Consider the following 20,844-nt stretch of genomic DNA (forward strand, 5'->3'; position numbering starts at 1 on the left):
CCAGCTTCTACAGCGGCAGTCCCAATAACGATCCCACCAACAATACCAATCGTTTGCCCAACCTTTGTCGGTAACCTTGCCCCCGCTTCTCGTAAAAGCTCGATCGTAATTTCCATTAAGAGTGCTTCAATTAAGGGTGGAAATGGAACTTTTGCTCGTGATTCTGCCAGCGTTATTAATAAATCCTCTGGCAAGACCTCATAGTGAAATGAAATAACCGCTACATAAACAGCCGTAAACATTACCGTAACAAAGATAGCAATTACTCTAAGGAGGCGTAGGCTCGATCCAATTAACCAACGCTGATTATAATCATCTGGTGACTGGATAAATTCAAAGAAGTTACTTGGCGCACATATCGCAACTGGACTACCATCTAAAAGAACGGCCATTTTCCCTGCAACTAATTTGGAACGCACAACATCTGGTAGTTCTGTATTGTAATATTGTGGAAATAATGAATCAGGCACTTCATCAATGATTTGCGATAACATGTTCGTATCAAAGACCGAGTCGATTTCTACATCGATAATTCGCTGTTTCATTTCCGCGACCATTTCCATATCGACTAGACCCTCAATATAGAGTAAGTAGACATCAGTTTTTGATACTTCACCTACACGAAGCTTTATTACTTTTAGTTTAGAGCTTTTTATTCTTCTTCTAATGAGTGAAAGGTTTGTTTTTATATCCTCAACAAAGGCATCATGTGCACCGACAATAACTGTTTCTGTATCACTTTTTTCAACGCCTCGTTGTTCCGCTCCAAATACATTATAAAAATAAGCTTTACCATCGAAAAATATTGCTGCACATCCGGAGGTGATTTCATCTTTAATTTCTTTAATGGTAGAAGCTTCAGAGATGTCCTTCTTCTTTAACCATGCTGCGACATCTGTTTTTGCTAACAATGAAATCGGATTAAGTATATCCTTTTCTAGTTTTGTTCCATCGATGATTGTGCTTAAATAGAGGATTTTCACATGATCTTCACAGTAATTTTTTTCAATTAAATCTGCGCAGTCTTCATATATTTTTACAATGACATCCACCGAAGGCTTTTCATTTTCTGCGATCGAGGACATTTCTTGCTCTTCGTCTTGCTCGCTAGCAGATGTAGGCTCGTTTAGCGAAGCTAACTTATTTTTCTTCTGCCACTTTTTTTCATCCATCATGAAAATGTCCCCCATTTTGAGTAACTTATTGTTAAAGTTTGCAAGATCGAGGTAATTTATTCTGTTTTTACCATCCGAAGACCGATTTAACTTTATTGACATTCTTTTTTGAATTTAAAATCATATAAATGTTTTAATTATGAAAGAATTCGGAAGGGAGTCATTCATTGTGGTAGAAGCAAATATAATTAGCCCGTGGGAAGAGCATTCATTTTGGTTAGAAATATTAGAGGATCATGCTTATTTTGTCCGTGATCATTTATCACCAAGTGAACAAGATTATGTGGCAACAGCAAACCATTACATTCAAGCGTTTTGTTCATTACGAGAACAGTTAGCAATGCTAAGCAGAAACTTGTCGCCTGCTTCAAGAGAACTTGTTGAATTTTCTCAAGCAGCATGGCCGATTGTAACCGGTTATTTTCAATTTGAAGGTCTGATGCAAAATTTACGCGTGCAAAATAAGGTAAACTTAAATCTTTCACCAACTTATCTAAATGGTACATTAGGAGAAAATCAGGAGTATATTAGAATTTTAAACTATTATGTAAATGGTCAGGATTTTCCAGCGCTTCCACTCGTTGACCTTCTCGATTTATGGCTAGAAGATCAATTAGGTCACGCCGTCCTGCTAAGAAATGTTCTTGATCCGATCGAGCTTGCATTGACAAATCAAACTGAAATGTATATTAGTAGGTTTCAGGGTTTCATTATCCAAAATAAGCAAATGCGCTCATTACTAAGATTTTCGCCGCCTGGCATCCCTCGTCAACAGCGGCTGTCTCGGCAAATTGGGCAAACGACTATTGATATGTATAACTTTGTGCAAGAGGTAATTATGCTCTATATCGGTACTGAAATGTTTTCGAGGACGACACTTCGTTTCCTTGAACATCATCTTCCAGAAACCTGTTATTTCATCAAAAAATTAAGCTTTTACGCACCTGAATTAAAGAGTCAAGCGGCGCAATGTCCATTGACGAAGCCCTCGTTTTGTTAATCGAAAAATTGCCAGATACGTTCGCTTACCTAAGGAAATATCCTTAGGTAAGCTTTTTATTTATATCACCTTTTATGCCACTTTCACATACAAAATTCTTATGGCGGCAAAAACCATGTCTCCCCCATCTTCAATGAAAAGTCGCTTTCTTCCCCTTCTCTTCACGGTAAAACTCGAACGAATTTTAGAGGCTCGTTCAAGTGAATTCAGCAACAATGTTGGTAGAATAGAAACGTCGCAAAATTAAGAAAAAACTTTCAATTTCTGTAGCAAGTTTATTCTATTGACCTAGTGTTTTTAATACTTTAATCTATTAAAATACTAAACTTCTTCTAAGGTGATGACATGCTAGTAATTAAAAAAATAGCTTTTGTACTTTTAGGTTTATTTTTAACCGCTTTTGGTGTGACAATCTTGTCGCAAAGTATGTTAACGTTTGGTGGCACTGCTGGAATTGCGACAATGTTAAGTTATATAACGCCCCTTTCATGGGGAGGTTTGTTTTTCTTAGTGAACTTACCTTTTTTTATCATTTCGCTTCAGCAATTAGGGAAGTGGTTTACCTTATCTAGCTTTATGTCTATTATTGGGATTTCTATTATAAGAGACTCGTTAGATCTACTAGTTCCGAGTTTTCAAGTAAGTCCCTTTTCAGCTACCATTATCGCAGGTATTCTCATTGGCGTTGGTGTAACCTATGTACTTAATAACGATTCATCATTAGGTGGCATTCACATTCTTGCATTATATTTGGACAAGACATTCTCGATTAATCGAGGCTATGTTATTTTTCTATGTGACTCGATCATCATCTTACTTGCAGTCTTTATGGTTGGCTGGCAAAGTGCGCTATATTCAATTTTAAGTATTGTGATTGCTTCTTCGATCATTGGACGTTATAAAACATCACCACTTAAAAACACTGAACCTGTTGAGGAAACGGTAATGTTGAAAGATGCTGCAAATTCCTAATTTTTCGGATAAAGTATCAGCTCACCTCGAAGTACTATAAATAAATGAGGAAGTTTGGATACGATCTATTTTATAGTCGACGAGGTGACTGCTACTTTGTCCTTTGATAGTCTCTTTTTACCTTCGGGAGTGAACTTTGATATTACTCGATAATCCGTTTGGCAAATAAATAGTTTTTACCCCAATAACTGTTGTTTAGGACATTATAAGTAATATGAACACCTTTTGAAGATGAGGCATGAATCATGTGGCCCCCTTCGATATAAATACCTAAATGTCCGACCCTTCCGTCAGAATAAAGTGATGGCGATTGAAAAAACAGTAAATCCCCTTGCTTTAAAGATGATGTTGGAATTGACCTTCCTAAACCGGCTTGTTCCCTTGACGTTCTTGGAAGTTGAATCCCTTTTTGTCTGAATACAAATTGGGTGTACGATGAACAATCGAATAATCTCGGTGCTTCAGCCAAAGTTGCCCCAAATTTATATCCTGCTCCAATATACTGTTTAGCTATAGTAATGAGCTCTGCATTGGTGTTTCCTTGTTGAGGAACTCGTTCAACTGGCTTCTTTTCCTTGATCGGTTCCATTTCTTTCGTTTGTCCTCTAGGTGGAAGCTTTAAGACTTGACCAGGGAAAATAACTGTTGACGTTAACCCATTAGCTGCCATTAACTGCTGAACAGTTGTATGATGAGCTTCGGAAATTAACCAAAGGGTATCCCCGGATTGAACACGATATCTACTTGCCGGTTTTTCAACTTGAATTGAACCATTTTCTGGCTTGAAATAAACAAAAGAATTAAATAAGCTACTTGCTGCATCTAAAGACACAAAAGCTGTTTCGTTGACCCATCTCGGTGCGTCAATATTCATAAATTCATCTCCACGACGAGCTCTTGTTCCCCCCATTGTTAACCGTACGATTGTCGAACCATCAGTTACCTGATACGTTTTCGTATTCGTTTCAAAACGAATATCATTGTACCCTAATATTCTTGATAAATTAGTAAAAGGTATGTAATATTTTCCATTCATTTTTATTGGTTTAATACCATCTACCATTTTACCGTTTATCGCAATCCCGGCTTCTGGAACTGCTTCATAAAAGGCCGACACAGGTGCAGTTAGTAATAATACTAAGCAAATAGTTGCGATAAAAACGCGATATTTTTTTACCATTGATAACACTCTCCTTTTTAATTTCGGTTTACTCACCAGTCTGTGAGTTTGGTGGTAAATTTCTTTGATGAACTTGTTCCATCGTCTCTAGAAGCGTAACATTTGCCTGTTCAAGGAGCTGTTCTTCATTAGCACTTGCCTTTTGCTTTGCATCGGTTATTAAGCTTTGTGCATACAGTAGCTGTTGCTCGACTTGCAGGTAATGCTTCTCGTCAGCATGGATCAACCCTTGTTGCATTGCTAGTTTTGCTTGTTGTATTGCAATCATTGCTTGCTTTATTGGGATATTTGCCATCCAGTTCCCTCCTTCGGCCATTTGTTAGTTTTCGTTAATAAATGGAATACATACATAAAACATTCACGATTTACCGCTCAGAACGAAGAAAAAGGCTGTCCCTAAGCAAAGTATCAGTCGCCTCGTTGACTATAAATAGCAACTTACACAGCTATTTATAGTATCATGTTGAGGCGAGCTGACACTTATTAGGCAGCCTCTAAGCGTCTTTTTTATTGGTAATCATTTCTTAAGTTCTGAAAAGTAATGTATAATACTTATGAATAATTAACGGCTTCCAAGGAGGATTATTGTGGTTTATTTTCTTTATATCATCATTGTTATAGCATTTTTAGATACTTTTTCTCAACTACCGATTATTGCTCCGTTCGCCCAAAGTTTAGGGGCGTCTAGCTTGTTAATTGGCGTAATAGTTGGTATTTATTCTTTAACAAACATGGGCGGAAACATTCTTGCCGGGCAGTGGATCGACAAATTTGGCAGAAAGAAGATCCTTGTCATCGGGTTGCTATTTGTAAGTGTTTGTCTCCTTGGTTATACATTTGTGACTACCCCACTGCAATTACTTCTAATTCGCTTTATTCACGGAATTGGCGGTGGATTGCTCGTGCCTGCAGCCTTTGCTTTATTGGGAGACAAGTCACGCTCGACAAACCGTGGCAAAACTATGGCCTTTTCAGGGGCTTGTGTTGGTATTTCTGCAATTATTGGACCTGCATTCGGGGCATTGATGACTAATTTTTTTGGAATTGATTGGGTATTTTACTCGATTAGTGGTTTGTTTGCCTTAACAGCACTTATTATCACTTTTGTTTTAACAGAAAATTATACGATGAAACTAGAAGAAAACAAGTTCGATTTTTCCCAAATCGTTAAACTCCTGCGCTTACCTGCACTTATTAATGCTTATATTGGTGCATTTTCACTAATGTTAACATTAGGAATATTAGCATATATGCTTCCTTTAAAAATTGCGGCTGCAGGTCAAGGTGTTGCTTTTTCAGGGATGCTTTTAAGTACTTTTGGAATTGTTGCCATCATTTTCTTCTTATTACCGACGAACCAAATTTTTGATCAAGTTAAACGAGAAAAGACTGTAATTGCAGGTATGATTTTTGTGACAATAGCGCTAACCATTCTTAGTTTATTTGAGCTCATCGTTGTCCTATTTATTGCGATGTTTTTTTACGGGATTGGTTTTGCTTGCATTTTCCCTTCAGTCACTGCCTTAGTTATTGACCATTCCAATAAAAATGAACGAGGAAGGGCTTTCGGTTTATTTTACGCATTTTTTTCTTTAGGTGTTGTCGTAGGGTCATTCATAGTAGGCGCTTTAAATCTGGCGCCAAACCAAGGACTTCTACTTGGCGCCATCATCATGATCTCCCTAGCGATGCTTATTAAATCGCGAATTAAGATAATCGATACTTATCAATAAGAGCAAATACTTGCTTCATTATAACTGGACTATCATTTATAATTTGATGTCCCCCATCGGTGATAAGGGCTATTTGTGCAAACGGAAATTTTTTTCTTAAATAGGTTACATTGTATTTCCAGTCCACTGTTTCATCTAATGAACCTTGGATTATATATATATCTTGGGTAGAAGGTGGATACTCCTCTAGTTTTTTGTTCCATCTAATCATCGCTAAAACCCAAGAAATTGAAATGAAACGACACTGTAATGGATCATTTTTGACAAATGCCAAATAGTCAACGTCACCAGAGTTTTTCGCAAACTTCCGCGTAAGTTTCTGTTTAAAAATCGGCACTATTTTTGATGCCGTCAAAACATATCGCCAATTTGCAGGTCTTACTAAAGGCGCAAAATAAATGACTTTTTCAAAATGCTTTCGATATTGCAACAAATAATCAGTAAATATCGCTGCACCAGTACTATGAGCAATGACTGTACTTGGATAAAATTCACTCTTTTTACAGAATGCCAACACCTCTTTTAACGACCCGACATAGTCAGCAAAGTCTTGTATTTCTCCTCTATTGCCACTAGATAGCCCATGTCCTTCCAAGTCATAACTCACGATTCGATAATTTAATGATAGAAAGTGGTTAATGACATTTTTTAGCGAGCCAGAATGATCGAAATAACCATGAATAAGAAGCACAGTATTTTTGGCGTTCGCAGGTTCAAAGATTTGCACCATCGTTTTGCCATCTAACTTTAGTTGCTTGTGGACTGAAAGCTTGCATTGATCAATTCCATAGAATGAAAGATAGTCATTTGGGCAATTGAAATGATGTTCTTTTTGATTTTGGTCCATAGTAACCTCCTCTTAAACTTTTTCTCTAGTTCTATTTTAACTCAATATGCATAAAATGTTTAAAGCTACCGTTATTTTTTTTGCCTCTAAAAATCAATTAAATCATAACTACTATGTAAGGAGGTAATAGTTTAAATGAAAGTAGAAACCCTTAGTAAAAATGTCATCTTGTCTTCGATAGCAGCTAGCGTTGCCTTAACAGTCCCGATTTCAGTTGAAGCAACCGCTACTAAAATTGTTAATGATGATATCAGCTTAGATCCTAGTGAACGTTATAGTTTTGGAAACACAGGCTTTAAAGTTTTTACAATTCAACATAAGCTCTTAGACTACAATTTAGAAGTCACCGAAGAAGAAGCAGGAGTCTATGGTGTAAAAACACACGCAGCTATTCGTCAATTTCAAAAAATGAAGAAACTTAACGTTGATGGTGTAGCAGGCCCCGAGACTTTAGCAGCTCTATTTATTAATAAAAATATTGAAGAAGTTGAAGTTGAAGATTATATATTGTTAGAAATTCAAGAAGGTCAGCTATTTCAATTTGGCGACAAAGGAGATGCGGTAAAAGAAATTCAAAAAAAGTTAACGGATGTGGGCTACTATCATTTTGATAAGGATGGAGTTTACGGTTCGAAAACAAAAGAAGCTGTTTTAGCTTATCAAAAGGATAATGGTTTGATCATTGATGGAATTATCGGCGAGCAAACATATGAGCACTTAGCGGGCGTCTCACTTACGGTAAAGCATGAAGTGGAAGCTGATAATAATCTCAACAGTGCGGTTTTTGCCGCGAATGAAGATATATTAGAAGTGCCTTCACCTACCATTATGTCAGTTGTTAAAAAGGTCGAAAAAAATGATATTAACAATGTAGACTTATTACAAAATGGAGATCGCGGTCAAGCTGTAAAAGACCTCCAAAGTTTATTAAAAAATAAAGGCTATTTTAATCACTCTATCGATGGTGATTTTGGTCCAATTACTGAAGCTGCGGTCAGAAATTACCAAATTCAAAATCGTTTAACTGTCGACGGAATTGCAGGTCAAAAAACAATTGTACATTTAAGGACAGCAACAGCAGCTCCTGCGGTTTCTAGATCTGCTCCGCCTCCTACGACAACAACAAAAAAAGAAAATACTAAAGTAGTAACTGAAAAAAATAATGAAACGGTTCCTTCAAGCGACCTTATTACCTACGCGAAATCTTTCATTGGTACTCCGTACGTCTGGGGAGGAACAACCCCTAGCGGCTTTGATTGTAGTGGGTTCCTAATGTACGTCTATAAAAATCAAGGGATTAATATACCACGAACCGTTTCAGATATTTGGAGTGTTGGGAAATCAGTTGATAGTTTGCAAGTTGGAGATCTAGTGTTTTTTGAAACATATAAAAAAGGACCCTCACATGCTGGGATTTACTTAGGAAATCAACAATTTCTTCATGCTGGTTCATCGTCAGGAGTGACAATCAGCGACATGACCATTAATTATTGGAGTACACGATATTTAGGGGCAAAGCGAATAAATTAAGATATAGAAAATAAAGAATTTCACCATACATTATTTTGCGATTAAGTTCTAAATGTAGTTGCGTAGATATAGCTCGATTAAAGTAATGATGAAATTTAATTAATTATGAGAAATTTATCCATATTATCCATATTATCCATAGTAATAAATGAGGTTGTTCCATACGATAGCTTACAATTGTTTGGGTACGATATCTAGTATTGTTCTTACATACCTGAGATGATTGTTACTGAGCTTTGGAACGACCTCTTTTTGCTTTGCTACTTTAGAAGATCGAAACATCAATAAGCTTTTAATTGAAACACTACTCGTCCCATTCCTTTAGAAATGTTTGTAAGAATTGCTCTAAATACCGGTGCCTTTGGATTGCTAACTCTTTACCATACTCTGTGTTCATTAAATCTTTTAATTTTAGTAGTTTTTCATAGAAATGATTAATCGCTGTACTTTTCCCTTTGCGATATTCTTCTTTCGTCATATCTTCCCTAACTGGTATCGTAGGATCGTACATTAATTGCCCTTTAGCACCTGCATAAGCAAACGTGCGCCCAATTCCAATTGCTCCTATTGCATCCAATCTGTCTGCGTCTTGAACAACTCTCGCTTCTAATGTTTCTACAAGGAGATTATTTCCACCTTTAAATGACATCGATTTAATTATTGAAACGATATGTTGTCGATCTTCTTTGCCAACACCATTTTTTTCTAACCATTCGTTTATATCAGCTAACCCTTTCTCCTCATCGCCAAACAGTTTCTCATCTGCTAAATCATGAAGAAGCGCCGTTAACTCGCAAACGAAAATATTGGCACCTTCATTGGCTGCTATTTTCCTCGCTAACCCTCTTACCCTGTGGATATGCCACCAATCATGACCACTACTATCTTTTTCTAATAACGATCGAACATACTGTTCTGCCTCAATCAAAATCTTCAACTCTTGCATAAAAACACCTCATTTTTGAATTTTTATACTCGATTATCCATTTAATATGTTCTACAAAATGAAAACCCCTAACTGTTATAAGACAAAACAAAATCTGTACTACATTAACTCTTACCTAAACCCCTTTAATTATAAGTGTTCTTTAAAAAAATTTCAGGTGTATTAGTGAAAAAAATAAAATTAATGAATAAACTGTGACTTTCATCACACCATGATTATACCCTTTTATTCTATAATGACTAAAGGTGGGAGTATAGTCAATTTTTGAGGGGGATTATTAATCATGTCTATTTTACCAAAAAAGAATGGCCTAGGTTTCTTTGAAATACGCCTAGAATCTATTGGAGGTCTAGGGGCCAATTTAGCAGGGAAAATGTTAGCGGAAGCTGGAGTTTTAGGATTAGGCTTAAATGGCTCTAACTTTTCCTCTTATGGTTCTGAAAAAAAAGGATCTCCAGTAAAGGCCTTCGTTAGATTTTGTGATGCAGATGTTGAAATTCGTGATCACAGCCCAATTGAGCAACCTCATGTTATTGCGGTATTTCATGAAGCTCTTTATAAAACAGTAAATGTTGTAAGCGGATTACCTGCTGACGGCATCGTTTTAGTTAACAGTACAAGAGAGTTTGATAATGTAAGAGAAGATCTAAAACTTGATTATGGTACATTAGCGATTGTCGATGCGATGAAAATTGCTGTAGAAGAGAAAACAAAAGTAAATACAGCGATGCTAGGGGCAATGTACCGTATTTTAGAGTTTTTAGACCCAGAAGAAATGCGAAATGTCATCCGAAAAACATTTGAAAAGAAATACCCTCATTTAGTAGAACCAAACATTCGAACGTTCGATCGTGGCTACAACGAAGTGACGTTCAAAACATATGATTTACCTGAGAACGCCGAAGGGAAAGCATTTTCTAGACCAGAACCTCTATTAGGCTATTTAACACAGGAGCTTGGTGGGATTATTACTGTTCAAGCAAATAGTATTCTTAAGGATTTAAGCGGTTCTCGTCAAGGCTTCTTACCAGCATTTGAACAAGAAAAATGTATTAACTGTGCTGCCTGTGATACAGTTTGTCCTGATTATTGTTTCGTTTGGGAAGAAGGCGCTGATAAACGTGGTCGCATGCAAATGTTTCTAACAGGGATAGACTACCAATATTGCAAAGGCTGTCTTAAGTGTGTAGATGCTTGTCCTACAGATGCGTTAGCAGATATGTCAGAAAAAGTCGGTTATGCTGAAGCAAATCGCGTAGCGCAAAAATTTCCATACGTTGCAGGGGGGAGTTTCTAAATGTCTAAACTAGAAGATAAATTACAAGAACCAAATCATTTAAATTACGAACAAGCCACTACGTTTGAAAGCGGAAATGAAATGGCTGCGATGGCCGCTGCCCAAATTAATTATCATGTCATGGGTTACTTTCCGATTACTCCTTCAACAGAAGTAGCACAATACTTAGACTTAATGAAATCACAAGGTTTGCACGATATCGAATTAATCGCGGCAGATGGTGAGCATGGTTCAGCCGGAATATGCTTTGGTGCTTCTGCTACCGGTGCTCGCGTCTTTAACGCAACAAGTGCAAACGGCTTTCTATATATGATTGAACAAATGCCAGCTCAATCTGGTTTACGCTTCCCGATGGTTATGAATCTAGTAACCCGCGCAGTCAGTGGGCCACTTGATATTCGTGGCGACCATTCAGACCTTTATTATGCCTTAAACACAGGCTGGGTTATTTTAACTGCCCGTACTCCTCAAGCAGTCTATGATATGAACATTATTGCTTTAAAACTTGCAGAACATAAAGATGTTCGTCTCCCGGTTATCGTTGCTTATGACGGCTTCTTTACTTCACACCAAAAACGGAAAGTGAACTACTTTAAGGATCGTAAGGTTGTTCAGGATTTTGTTGGTGAAATGCCAAAAGACTACCCGGTTGCTTGTGTAAAAGATAAACCGGTAACTATTGGTGCTCATATGAATGGCGACGATCTTATTAACAACAATTTCCAACAATCAGAAGCAATTTACCGCGCTGGGCAAGTTTTTGAAGAGTTACAAAAGGAATATGCCGAAATTTCAGGACGTACGTATGAAACATTAGATTTATACTGTATGGAAGATGCTGAAGTTGCCCTATTCTTACTTAATTCTGCAGCTGAATCGGCAAAGGATGTTGTTGATAAGCTTCGCAAACAAGGAATTAAAGCTGGTGTCATTAGCCCGAATATTATTCGCCCATTCCCAGCAAAAGAAATCCGTGAGGCACTTAAAAATGTTAAATCTTTATTGGTAGGTGAACGTGCTGATTCTTACGGCGGAAATGGACCAAACTTAACGCACGAAGTAAAATCTGCACTTCAAGAAGATAAAGATAATCAGACGATCGTTCTTAGCCGTTGTTTTGGTGTTGGTGGGAAAGACTTTTATGCTGACGATGCTGAAAAGTTTTTTGAAATGGCCATTGCAGCAAAAGAACGTGGCTTTGCTGAAAGACCGTTTGACTATTATGGCCATGTGCCAGGAAACCCTGAAAATAAATTAAAGCCTGTGATTGAACCAATGTATGGCGATGCTTTTAACAGTGGTTTAATAACAGTTACTCAAGATGAAGAAACAAACAAACTAAAAGTGAAAATTCCGCCACTGCGCAACCTAACTGGCAAACCAAAGCGTTTTGCCTCTGGTCATGGCGCATGCCCTGGCTGTGGAATTTTCCCTGGCTTAGAATTATTCTTTAAAGGAATTGAAGGCGACGCAGTTATATTATTACAAACAGGCTGTGCCTATGTTGTTACAACTGGCTATCCACACAGTTCTCACAAGCAAACATTTATTCATAACCTTTTCCAAAGTGGTGCTGCTACACTTTCGGGTACACTAGAAGCGTTTTTTGAAATGAAACGCCGTGGTGAAGTGGATATTTCCGACGATTTCACCTTTGTAATGATTACCGGAGATGGCGGGATGGATATTGGAATGGGTTCTGCGATTGGGACTGCCTTACGTAACCACAAAATGATCGTCCTTGAGTATGATAATGAAGGATACATGAATACCGGCTCACAAATGTCCTACTCTACTCCATTAGGACATATGACAAGCACAACAACAATCGGGAAAACAAAACAAGGAAAAGCGTTTCACCATAAGGACACTGCGCAAATTATGGCTGCTACGAACATCCCTTACGTTTTCACTGGAACTGAAGCCTACCCACAAGACCTTATTAAAAAGGCTGCCAAAGCTCAATGGTATGCAAACAATGTCGGTATGGTTTACGGAAAGATTTTAATTGCTTGCCCACTTAACTGGAAATCTGAAGATCGCCAAGGTGAAAGTATCATCAAAGCTGCGGTTGATTCTTGTTTCTTCCCGCTTTATGAAATTGAACAAGGCGAAACAACGATTACGTACGATCCAGAAGCGAAAAACAAACGTGTAGAATTATCAGAATGGTTAAAGATGATGGGTAAAACAAAGCATATATTAAAAGAAGCAAATGCTCCGATGTTAAAAGAATTCGAAACAGAAGTTGAACGTCGTTGGAGAAAATTAAAGATTAAACACGAAACACCGTTTCTTTAGGATTACAAACGAATTAAAGCAGCCTTATTCCAATTGGAGTAAGGCTGTTCTTTTAGTTTTGGCACCCGCTCATAGTAACCGTTTACTACTTCCCCTTCACTAATTTAACGATCCGCTGTTGCATAGCCTTTGTATCATATTCTTCCTGAAGATGACAAATACGTTTTTTTGGAATTGCCTTATAATTTAACGTGACTGTTATCTCTTCTTTAAATGGAAAATCGGACAGTGAAACGGTATCCTTATTAAGCCATTTTGCCATTAATCTCTTTTGACTATTGTAAGAGAACGTCTGGGAAAACCCTTCTCTAAACCAGAAAAATTCATTTTCTTTGTCTACTCCAGGTTCATTCAGGCATAAATACAGCGAGAGATTATCGCAAAACTGTAACAAATTATAATGAAATAACAAACTTTCTTTGTTTATCTTCAACCTCCGCCTTAACTTCTCCTGACGAAGTCTTTCTTGAGTTATAAATTCTGCACCTCTTCCATTTGCATAACCTTCAAAAAAAGACGTGTAATGAAGACTACAAATTAACGCTGCATAATCATCTTCTTTCTCTACTCGGTTAATACAGTTCGTATACGCGGCCAGCTTTGGCTTTAATGGATAGTCTATAAATGAATATGGTAATAACGTTTCTTTATTTAATAATGGTTGTTGATCTAATTCAATCCAACCATTATCATGCTCAAATATCGCATAAGTGACGGACTTGCGGTTATCATGCCCGCTAAAATAATCGTCTCTCCATTGCTTTGCAAACTCCCCACAAACCCTAGCGTGCTCGTGTTGCTCAAATAACAGAATCTCGTTCTCTCTTTCAGTTACAACCAAAGCGTCCCCTCCTTCACCAGATCTCTTATCCTTATTATAGTATATATATTAATTTTCGGAATTATTTTACGATTCTTCCAGATAAAATGTTTCCCTTCCTACCTAATGATCTTTGCAACGACTTTACTTACCTCTATATTCACAGCACTAATATTTTTTTAAATATTGCGAACATTATTTCTCGTGATATATATCACTGCTGTAAAAAGTGTTTGAAAGTATGATGAAAACAGGTTTTGAAAACGGTTGACTATTAATTAGTTGCTACTGTTACACTAGACAAAAAATCAGACAGAAGTTTTTAGGAGGAATAATCATGTTTTGTTATCAATGTGAACAAACGCCAACTGGCGGCTGTAAAGTAATCGGGGTCTGTGGAAAGAATGAAGATATCGCTAGTTTGCAAGACACAATTATCTTTGGACTTAAAGGAGTAGCAGCTTACGCAACACATGCGAAGCAATTAGGCTATGTTGACCCTGAAGTTGACGCAATTACTCAAGAGGCCCTTTACTTAACACTTACAAACTCAAACTTTAATTTACAAGAGCATATCAATATGGCAATGAAAGTTGGAACAGCAACGGTAAAAGTGATGGATCTTTTAGACCGTGCTCACACAGAAAGATTAGGAATTCCTCAACCTGTGCGTGTTTCACAAAATAAAATCGAAGGCAAATGTATCGTTATTACAGGACATAACTTATTTGCATTAGAAGAACTGCTTAAGCAAACTGAAGGGAAAGGCATTAATATTTACACCCACTCAGAAATGCTACCAGCTCATGGTTACCCACATTTAAAAAAATATCCGCACTTAAAAGGCAACATCGGTAAAGCTTGGTTTGACCAAAGACGTTTATTTGAAAAATTCCCTGGAGCGATCCTTGCTACAACAAACTGTGTAATGCCAATTAAAGGTTCCTACGCTGATCGCTTTTTCTCTTATGAGCTAGCTGGATTAGAAGGTGTCACAAAAATTCAAGGTGAAGACTTCTCGCCACTTATTGAAAGAGCGCTAGAATTACCTGAAGCTAATATTCACTCCGATGAAACACTAGTTACTGGTTTCCACCATGAGACAGTGTTAGGGATTGCTCCTGAAATTATTGATGCAGTAAAAGCTGGGAAAATTAAGCACTTCTTCGTTATCGCTGGCTGTGATGCGCCTGGAAAAGGTGGCGAATACTACCGTGAATTAGCTACCTCACTACCACAAGATACTGTAATTCTGACAACATCATGTGGAAAATTTAGATTTAACGATGTCGACTATGGCACCGTTCCAGGAACAGATATTCCACGCTACATTGACTTAGGACAATGTAACAACTCAGGTTCTACTGTTAAAATCGCCGTAGCTTTGGCTGATGCATTTGGCTGTGAAGTAAATGATCTTCCAGTTAGTATCGTATTATCTTGGTTCGAGCAAAAAGCGGTTGCAATTTTACTTGGGCTATTTTCATTAGGGATTAAGGATATTCGTATCGGTCCAAAACCGCCAGAATTTATTAGTGAAGGTGTATTAAACGTTCTTCAAGACGCTTTCAACCTACAATTAATTGGGAATGCTCAAGAAGATATGGCTGATATGCTTCAATTAACTACTTCAAAATAATTTTACTATTAAAAGGTTTCCCTTTTGAATAAAAAAAGAAGAGGCTCTTCCAATAGCAAGTATCAGTCACCTCGTCTACTGTTAATAGTTTGTGTAAAAACCTACACTTCTAGATAGTAGCACATCGAGGTGCGCTGACACTTATGGGACAGCCTCTTCGTTTTTCTTTAGTTCCGCCGCTGGCTAATAAAGCTTAAGAAGCCGACAACAAACCCTAAAATTGCTCCACCAACAACTTCTTCCGGTTGGTGGCCAATACTTTCTTTCAATTGCTTAGTCTTATTATCATGAGAGCGATCATTGTTGTGCCCACTTAATTGGTCAATTCGTTTTTCCAATTCATTCACCCTAATAGCCGTGTCTCCAGCATGCTTACGAACCCCTTGAGCATCGTACATAACAATTAATCCAAATATGATCGATAAGGCGAAGTCTAAAGTACGAGAGCCTAACTTTAATCCGATATATGTAGCTAAAGAAGTAACACCTGCTGCGTGAGAACTAGGCATTCCTCCGGAGCCTATGACTTGTTTCCAGTCCCACACTCCTGTTTGCAGTCCTCTAATTGGAACTTTTAAAAATTGTGCTAAACCGATTGAAAGAAGCGCAGCTATAATACCTTTCATAAATCATCACCCACCTTTAACAACGTCATAGGTAGCTTTTGTCGATCCGACAAGTCTTATGCAAAAAGTCTTACTGATTTTCTGTCAAAAATAAACTCCCTACAAATTTGTAGAGAGTTACATTAATTAAATTATTTGAGACCTTCAGTTTCACATGTTTCACATTGATGGGTATAGCAATCATGCATTTCACTTACTTCTTGCCCACAACACGAACACTGTTTCGGTGGTAAATTACGAAAAAAATCAACTACTGATCCTAATGACATTGTTATTACCCCCTGTTATATTATCTTTTGTTGTATAACATAATTGTACTACAACAAAGATTGTATTACAACAGGAAGTTTAATCATTTTTCTGAAAAATAAAATAACAAAACCCAGGGTGCCCATATTGCATCATAAAATAAAAGAAAAGAGCTGTTTTCACAGCTCTCTCCTACTACGCTAACAACCGATCAATTGTTTCAACTAAGTTCACGATTTCTGGTTTACTTACTTGCGCATTGGCACCTACGCGCTCACCTTTATGAAATAAATCACCAGTAATTAATGAACTGAAAATGACCACCGGGATATCATTAAGAACCTTATGACCTTTTATCCGTTTCGTTAAATGGTGACCATCCATCTGCGGCATTTCAATGTCTGAAATAACCAAATGTGGTAATTGCGTAAATAACTCTTTATTATTTCCTAATTCCTCTAAGTAGTCCCATGCTTGACGTCCATCTTCAAAGAAATGCAAATTATTATATCCTGATGCTGATAACGTATCTTCTAACAATTTACGCAAAATTGGCGAGTCTTCAGCAATCACGATTTTTTTATCTGATCGTTGACGTGGTCCCATAGCCTTTATTTGTCCAACGTTCATCCCTGAATCAGGGCTGATATCAACAACGATTTTCTCGTAATCTAATAATAAAATCATATCATCTTCCATTTTAATAACGCCAATTGTTGTAGTCTCTAAGCCTTGCGAAAGCTTTGTAGGCTTTTCGATTTGCTCCCACGAAATCCGATGGATTCGAGAAACGCTATGAACATGGAAGGCAACTTTCATTTTATTTAATTCAGCAACGATTAATTTATCCTGCTCTGGATGTGCAGACGGTGGAAAACCAATAACTTGTCCCAAATTAACGACAGGTAAAACTTCATCACGAAGCCGAATAATTCCTTCCACACTCGGATGACTATTTGGCATCTTCGTCACAGGAAGTGGATTAATTATTTCTCGCACTTTCATAACGTTTATTCCAAAAACGCCTTCTCCAATCGAAAAAACGATAACTTCTATTTCATTCGTTCCACTTTCTAACAAGATCCCCTTGTGATCGTTAATCAACTTTGTTTTCCTCCTCCATTTAATAAACGATTGTTTATTAAAAAGGTTTAATATTTACTTTGAAATGCAGTCTATATCTATAGAATACCATTACTCAAGACAATATTCGACAAATATTTCTTATTTATATGAGTAAATTAAATAAATTCTCATCTTTATTTACTTCAATAAACTCTATCTCATGTTCAGACATTCGCAGGATAAGAGCATCGTAATCCTCTTTGCGTTTTAACTCAATCCCAACTAAGGCTGGACCATTATCTTTATTATTCTTTTTTGTATATTCGAAGCGAATAATATCATCATCAGGACCTAATACTTCATCTAAAAATTCTCTTAGCGCTCCAGCTCGCTGTGGAAAATTAATAATAAAGTGATGCTGGATTCCTTCATATATTAACGATCTTTCTTTAATTTCTTGCATCCGTCCAATATCATTATTACCACCGCTTATGACACAAACAATATTTTTACCCTTTATCTCATTTTGATAAAATTGCAAAGCTGATATTGGTAATGCTCCAGCCGGTTCCGCGACAATCGCATTTTCATTATAAAGTTCAAGGATCGTCGTACAGACTTTACCTTCAGGGACAATGACAATGTCATCAAGCAACTCACGACAAAGGATAAATGGTAGTTCACCTACTTTTTTGACAGCAGCGCCATCGACAAACTTATCGATCTTCTTTAAAGAAACAACTTCACCTTTTTCTAGTGATGCTTTCATCGCTGGGGCGCCTTGGGGCTCGACACCAATTAGTTTCGTTAATGGACTAACCGCTTTTATATACGTACCTACCCCTGATGTAAGCCCACCTCCGCCAATCGACATGAAGATAAAATCAATTGGCTCTTCTATATCTTCCATAATCTCTAAGCCAACCGTTCCTTGCCCTGCAATGATTCGCGGATCATCAAAAGGATGGATAAAGACGTTGTTATTTGCATGACAAAAATCCATTGCTTCAATAAAAGCATCATCAAACGTATCGCCACATAAAACGACTTCTACAAACTCACCACCAAAACGTTTTACTTGCGTTACTTTCTGTCTTGGTGTCGTTTTTGGCATAAAAATTTTCCCTAGTATTTTTAAGTGCTTACACGCGTAGGCAACACCTTGTGCATGATTGCCGGCACTTGCACAAACGACTCCAGCATCTCTTTCCTGCTTTGTTAAGCTCTGAATTAAAAAATACGCGCCACGAATTTTAAAGGAGCGCACCACTTGTAAATCTTCTCTTTTCACATAAACATTACAACTATAACGTTCAGATAAAACGGCGTTAAGTTGAAGTGGTGTGTGAATAACTATATCCTTTAAGCTATGATGTGCAATAACGATATCTTCAATCTTTATTTTCTTATCCATAATAACCCTTCCTATTTGAGAATAACATTGCCCCAATTTTCATATATTTGATTAAACCATTATAGCATGTTTTTTCTCGGAAATTAGATCAATTAAAAACAATTTTGAATAATCGTAAACTAAGAAACTAACAGATTTTTTTCTATTTTAGTTCATATGTTGCTATTGGGCAAAGTTAATTCTATAATATTAGTAATAATACTATTTACTTAGTTTCATTTTTAGGAGGAGACTTTTTATGAAAAAAACATTTGCACTTTTAACTACGTTCATTGCGTTTTTAACATTCTTTGCGTCAACGACTTTTGCCGCTAGTAGTGGTGGCGAAAAAGAGGCAGTAGCAGCTTCACCATATGAAGGTCCACTAATCTTATTAGCACTTATAACTCTTGCAATTATGATCTACTTACCGCTTACTGATAACAATTAAACATGCTAAAAAACCATTATTATTCGATAATAATGGTTTTTTAGTAGGATTGCACCTTTACAACTTTAACAAGTCAACCGAGCAAAAACAAAACTAAAATATGCTGCTTCTCTATTGGTTTTAGGCTTCAACCTTATGATCTAGTAACCATGCACTAATATATAAAACAACTACAACAAGGATGAGATCAACGATTGAAGTGCCAACGTACAAAATCACATCGTTAGCTATTTCCATGTCCAATGATGGTTCGCTGCCAAGGGAATCAAAATGAAAATAAAATGACTCCATCAATTCCGCTTCATGTAACACAACTCCCCATTCAGTTAAGCTCTTATAAATAAATGTTTGTTGAAATTTAAACCAAAGCCAACCACTTGCAAAACTGATTACTATCCCTAACAGCCAACCGAGTTTCCGTACTGATTTTGCCATCATATAAATAAATGTCGCAACAACTCCTGATTGCAGCGAAGCTATAAAAATTCCAATAAAAAATATCCACCAAAATTGTTCATATTGTTCAATTAACAAATACGGAATTGTAGGGTCCGAAAAAATCGTTGCACTATGCTTTAGTAAATAATAAATGATCAGAAACGTCGCTAGTAGCGATGCCAGTAATTGCGTCATTGCTGCAGCAAATTTTGCCGACAAAAGTTGCCAACCACTCGTAGGGATGTTTAACCAAAACACCGATGTTTTATGTTTCCACTCCTGCCTCAACGAGTCAAGCATGGCAAAAAACATGTAGAATAGATGAACAAGAATTAATGGGACTGTTAACGTTATAAAAAACGCACTGTAGCGATCAATTAGAAAGAAAAACAAAACAGCTACCATCATTAAAAAGACAATATTAAACAAGAATTTTGTTCTTGTTAATCGTAGTTCTTTGCAATATAACGCCAACCAACTCATTTTAACACCTCTCTCATCGCATCTAGTACACTCTGACCCTTCGTTTCTCTTAGCTCCTCTACTTTTTCTGATAAGAGAATCTCACCGTTTTGAACTAATAAAACGTGATCTAATAACGGCTCAATTTCAGCAACTTCATGCGTAGAAATAATTAACGTTTGTTCTTCCATCTCCACATACTTTGCAATCATCTTGATAATATCCTCTCTTACTAACGGGTCTAATCCTGAAAGAGGTTCATCCATTATTAAAAGTGGGACTTTTCTTGATAATGCAATTGCAATCTTTACTCTTGCACGATTGCCCTTGGACAATGTTCCTATTTTCTTTGTTAAATCTACATCCAATGTCGCTAAAATATCATATGCCTTTTCTTCATCAAAGTCTGGAAATACACTTGCCGAAAAGCGGATCGTTTCTTTTACCGTATAAAAATCATACAAAGAATCAACTTCTGCAAGAAATGCTACTTTCCGACCTATTAACCTTGTAACATTCTCACCACAAACAACAATTTCCCCACCTGTTTTCTTAACTAATCCAGCAATTAATTTTAGCAACGTTGACTTGCCACTACCGTTAGAACCAACTAATCCAATAATCCCTCCAGTAGCAATTTGAAAACTGACAGCTTTAAGTGCCGTTGTTAAACCATACCTCTTTGTTACATTGTGAAATGTGATTATTTGCTCCATTTTT

At 37.0% G+C, this 20,844-nt stretch carries 20 protein-coding genes; 8 read left to right on the forward strand and 12 right to left on the reverse strand.

Annotated features, from left to right (window positions below; all coding sequences use genetic code 11):
* On the reverse strand, window positions 1-1,175 hold a 1,175-nt coding region (locus ACK4M9_RS18535; RefSeq protein ID WP_409853853.1), incomplete at its 3' end, for a spore germination protein.
* Between the two features lie 169 nt (window positions 1,176-1,344).
* Between ACK4M9_RS18535 and ACK4M9_RS18540 the strand changes: the two genes are divergently transcribed.
* Complete coding sequence (locus ACK4M9_RS18540) at window positions 1,345-2,175, forward strand: DUF2935 domain-containing protein (protein ID WP_409853855.1); 831 nt, start codon at window positions 1,345-1,347, stop codon at window positions 2,173-2,175.
* Between the two features lie 345 nt (window positions 2,176-2,520).
* Window positions 2,521-3,147, forward strand: coding sequence for a YitT family protein (locus ACK4M9_RS18545; RefSeq protein WP_409853858.1), 627 nt, complete (start codon window positions 2,521-2,523; stop codon window positions 3,145-3,147).
* A 142-nt stretch (window positions 3,148-3,289) separates the two neighbouring features.
* On the opposite strand, the gene ACK4M9_RS18550 is transcribed toward ACK4M9_RS18545, so the two are convergent.
* The gene (locus tag ACK4M9_RS18550) at window positions 3,290-4,327 is read right to left on the reverse strand and encodes a C40 family peptidase (protein WP_409853861.1); all 1,038 of its coding nucleotides are present in this window, start codon (window positions 4,325-4,327) and stop codon (window positions 3,290-3,292) included.
* A gap of 28 nt (window positions 4,328-4,355) precedes the next feature.
* Entirely contained in the window at window positions 4,356-4,622 is a 267-nt protein-coding gene (locus ACK4M9_RS18555; protein WP_409853864.1) for a hypothetical protein, read from the reverse strand.
* A 292-nt stretch (window positions 4,623-4,914) separates the two neighbouring features.
* On the opposite strand from ACK4M9_RS18555, the gene ACK4M9_RS18560 reads away from it, so the two are divergent.
* The gene (locus ACK4M9_RS18560) at window positions 4,915-6,060 is read left to right on the forward strand and encodes an MFS transporter (protein ID WP_409853867.1); all 1,146 of its coding nucleotides are present in this window, start codon (window positions 4,915-4,917) and stop codon (window positions 6,058-6,060) included.
* On the opposite strand, the gene ACK4M9_RS18565 is transcribed toward ACK4M9_RS18560, so the two are convergent.
* Entirely contained in the window at window positions 6,035-6,907 is an 873-nt protein-coding gene (locus tag ACK4M9_RS18565; RefSeq protein WP_409853869.1) for an alpha/beta hydrolase, read from the reverse strand. The two genes, ACK4M9_RS18560 and ACK4M9_RS18565, sit on opposite strands and share 26 nt — an antisense overlap.
* 135 nt (window positions 6,908-7,042) lie before the next feature.
* On the opposite strand from ACK4M9_RS18565, the gene ACK4M9_RS18570 reads away from it, so the two are divergent.
* The gene (locus ACK4M9_RS18570; protein ID WP_409853872.1) at window positions 7,043-8,437 is read left to right on the forward strand and encodes a C40 family peptidase; all 1,395 of its coding nucleotides are present in this window, start codon (window positions 7,043-7,045) and stop codon (window positions 8,435-8,437) included.
* 304 nt (window positions 8,438-8,741) lie between these two features.
* On the opposite strand, the gene ACK4M9_RS18575 is transcribed toward ACK4M9_RS18570, so the two are convergent.
* A complete protein-coding gene (locus ACK4M9_RS18575) occupies window positions 8,742-9,383 on the reverse strand; it encodes an HD domain-containing protein (RefSeq protein ID WP_409853874.1) in 642 nt (213 codons plus the stop codon).
* A gap of 283 nt (window positions 9,384-9,666) precedes the next feature.
* Here ACK4M9_RS18575 and ACK4M9_RS18580 point away from each other — a divergent pair, with 283 nt between their 5' ends.
* Window positions 9,667-10,680, forward strand: a complete 1,014-nt coding sequence (locus ACK4M9_RS18580) for a 2-oxoacid:ferredoxin oxidoreductase subunit gamma family protein (protein ID WP_409853877.1) — start codon at window positions 9,667-9,669, stop codon at window positions 10,678-10,680.
* Entirely contained in the window at window positions 10,681-12,981 is a 2,301-nt protein-coding gene (locus ACK4M9_RS18585) for a thiamine pyrophosphate-dependent enzyme (RefSeq protein ID WP_409853879.1), read from the forward strand. It abuts the gene before it with no gap.
* Between the two features lie 85 nt (window positions 12,982-13,066).
* Here the strand turns inward: ACK4M9_RS18585 and ACK4M9_RS18590 are convergent, their stop codons facing one another.
* Window positions 13,067-13,822 carry a DUF3891 family protein gene (locus tag ACK4M9_RS18590; RefSeq protein WP_409853881.1) on the reverse strand — a complete coding sequence of 252 codons (756 nt, stop codon included), beginning with the start codon at window positions 13,820-13,822 and terminating at the stop codon, window positions 13,067-13,069.
* A 316-nt stretch (window positions 13,823-14,138) separates the two neighbouring features.
* Here ACK4M9_RS18590 and hcp point away from each other — a divergent pair, with 316 nt between their 5' ends.
* Window positions 14,139-15,440 carry a hydroxylamine reductase gene (hcp, locus tag ACK4M9_RS18595; protein ID WP_409853884.1) on the forward strand — a complete coding sequence of 434 codons (1,302 nt, stop codon included), beginning with the start codon at window positions 14,139-14,141 and terminating at the stop codon, window positions 15,438-15,440.
* Window positions 15,441-15,607: 167 nt separating this feature from the next.
* On the opposite strand, the gene ACK4M9_RS18600 is transcribed toward hcp, so the two are convergent.
* The 4 genes from ACK4M9_RS18600 to ilvA all read right to left on the reverse strand — a co-directional run bounded on the left by ACK4M9_RS18600 (window position 15,608) and on the right by ilvA (window position 18,794).
* Window positions 15,608-16,066, reverse strand: coding sequence for a divergent PAP2 family protein (locus ACK4M9_RS18600; RefSeq protein WP_409853887.1), 459 nt, complete (start codon window positions 16,064-16,066; stop codon window positions 15,608-15,610).
* A 131-nt stretch (window positions 16,067-16,197) separates the two neighbouring features.
* Window positions 16,198-16,335, reverse strand: a complete 138-nt coding sequence (gene yhfH, locus ACK4M9_RS18605) for a protein YhfH (RefSeq protein WP_409853889.1) — start codon at window positions 16,333-16,335, stop codon at window positions 16,198-16,200.
* Between the two features lie 175 nt (window positions 16,336-16,510).
* Window positions 16,511-17,416 (reverse strand): chemotaxis protein, encoded by a 906-nt coding sequence (locus ACK4M9_RS18610; protein ID WP_409854052.1) that lies wholly within the window; start codon window positions 17,414-17,416, stop codon window positions 16,511-16,513.
* A gap of 127 nt (window positions 17,417-17,543) precedes the next feature.
* Entirely contained in the window at window positions 17,544-18,794 is a 1,251-nt protein-coding gene (ilvA, locus tag ACK4M9_RS18615) for a threonine ammonia-lyase IlvA (RefSeq protein ID WP_409853892.1), read from the reverse strand.
* A gap of 238 nt (window positions 18,795-19,032) precedes the next feature.
* Between ilvA and ACK4M9_RS18620 the strand changes: the two genes are divergently transcribed.
* Window positions 19,033-19,224, forward strand: a complete 192-nt coding sequence (locus ACK4M9_RS18620) for a hypothetical protein (RefSeq protein ID WP_409853894.1) — start codon at window positions 19,033-19,035, stop codon at window positions 19,222-19,224.
* 120 nt (window positions 19,225-19,344) lie between these two features.
* Here the strand turns inward: ACK4M9_RS18620 and ACK4M9_RS18625 are convergent, their stop codons facing one another.
* Complete coding sequence (locus ACK4M9_RS18625) at window positions 19,345-20,145, reverse strand: hypothetical protein (protein ID WP_409853896.1); 801 nt, start codon at window positions 20,143-20,145, stop codon at window positions 19,345-19,347.
* Window positions 20,142-20,840: an ABC transporter ATP-binding protein gene (locus ACK4M9_RS18630; RefSeq protein ID WP_409853899.1), complete on the reverse strand. Its 699-nt coding sequence runs from the start codon at window positions 20,838-20,840 to the stop codon at window positions 20,142-20,144. The genes ACK4M9_RS18625 and ACK4M9_RS18630 overlap by 4 nt, the downstream gene beginning before the upstream one ends.
* Between the last annotated feature and the right edge of the window lie 4 nt (window positions 20,841-20,844).

It is taken from the genome of Anaerobacillus sp., from assembly GCF_046314235.1.
In the GTDB taxonomy this organism is placed as follows: domain Bacteria; phylum Bacillota; class Bacilli; order Bacillales; family Anaerobacillaceae; genus Anaerobacillus.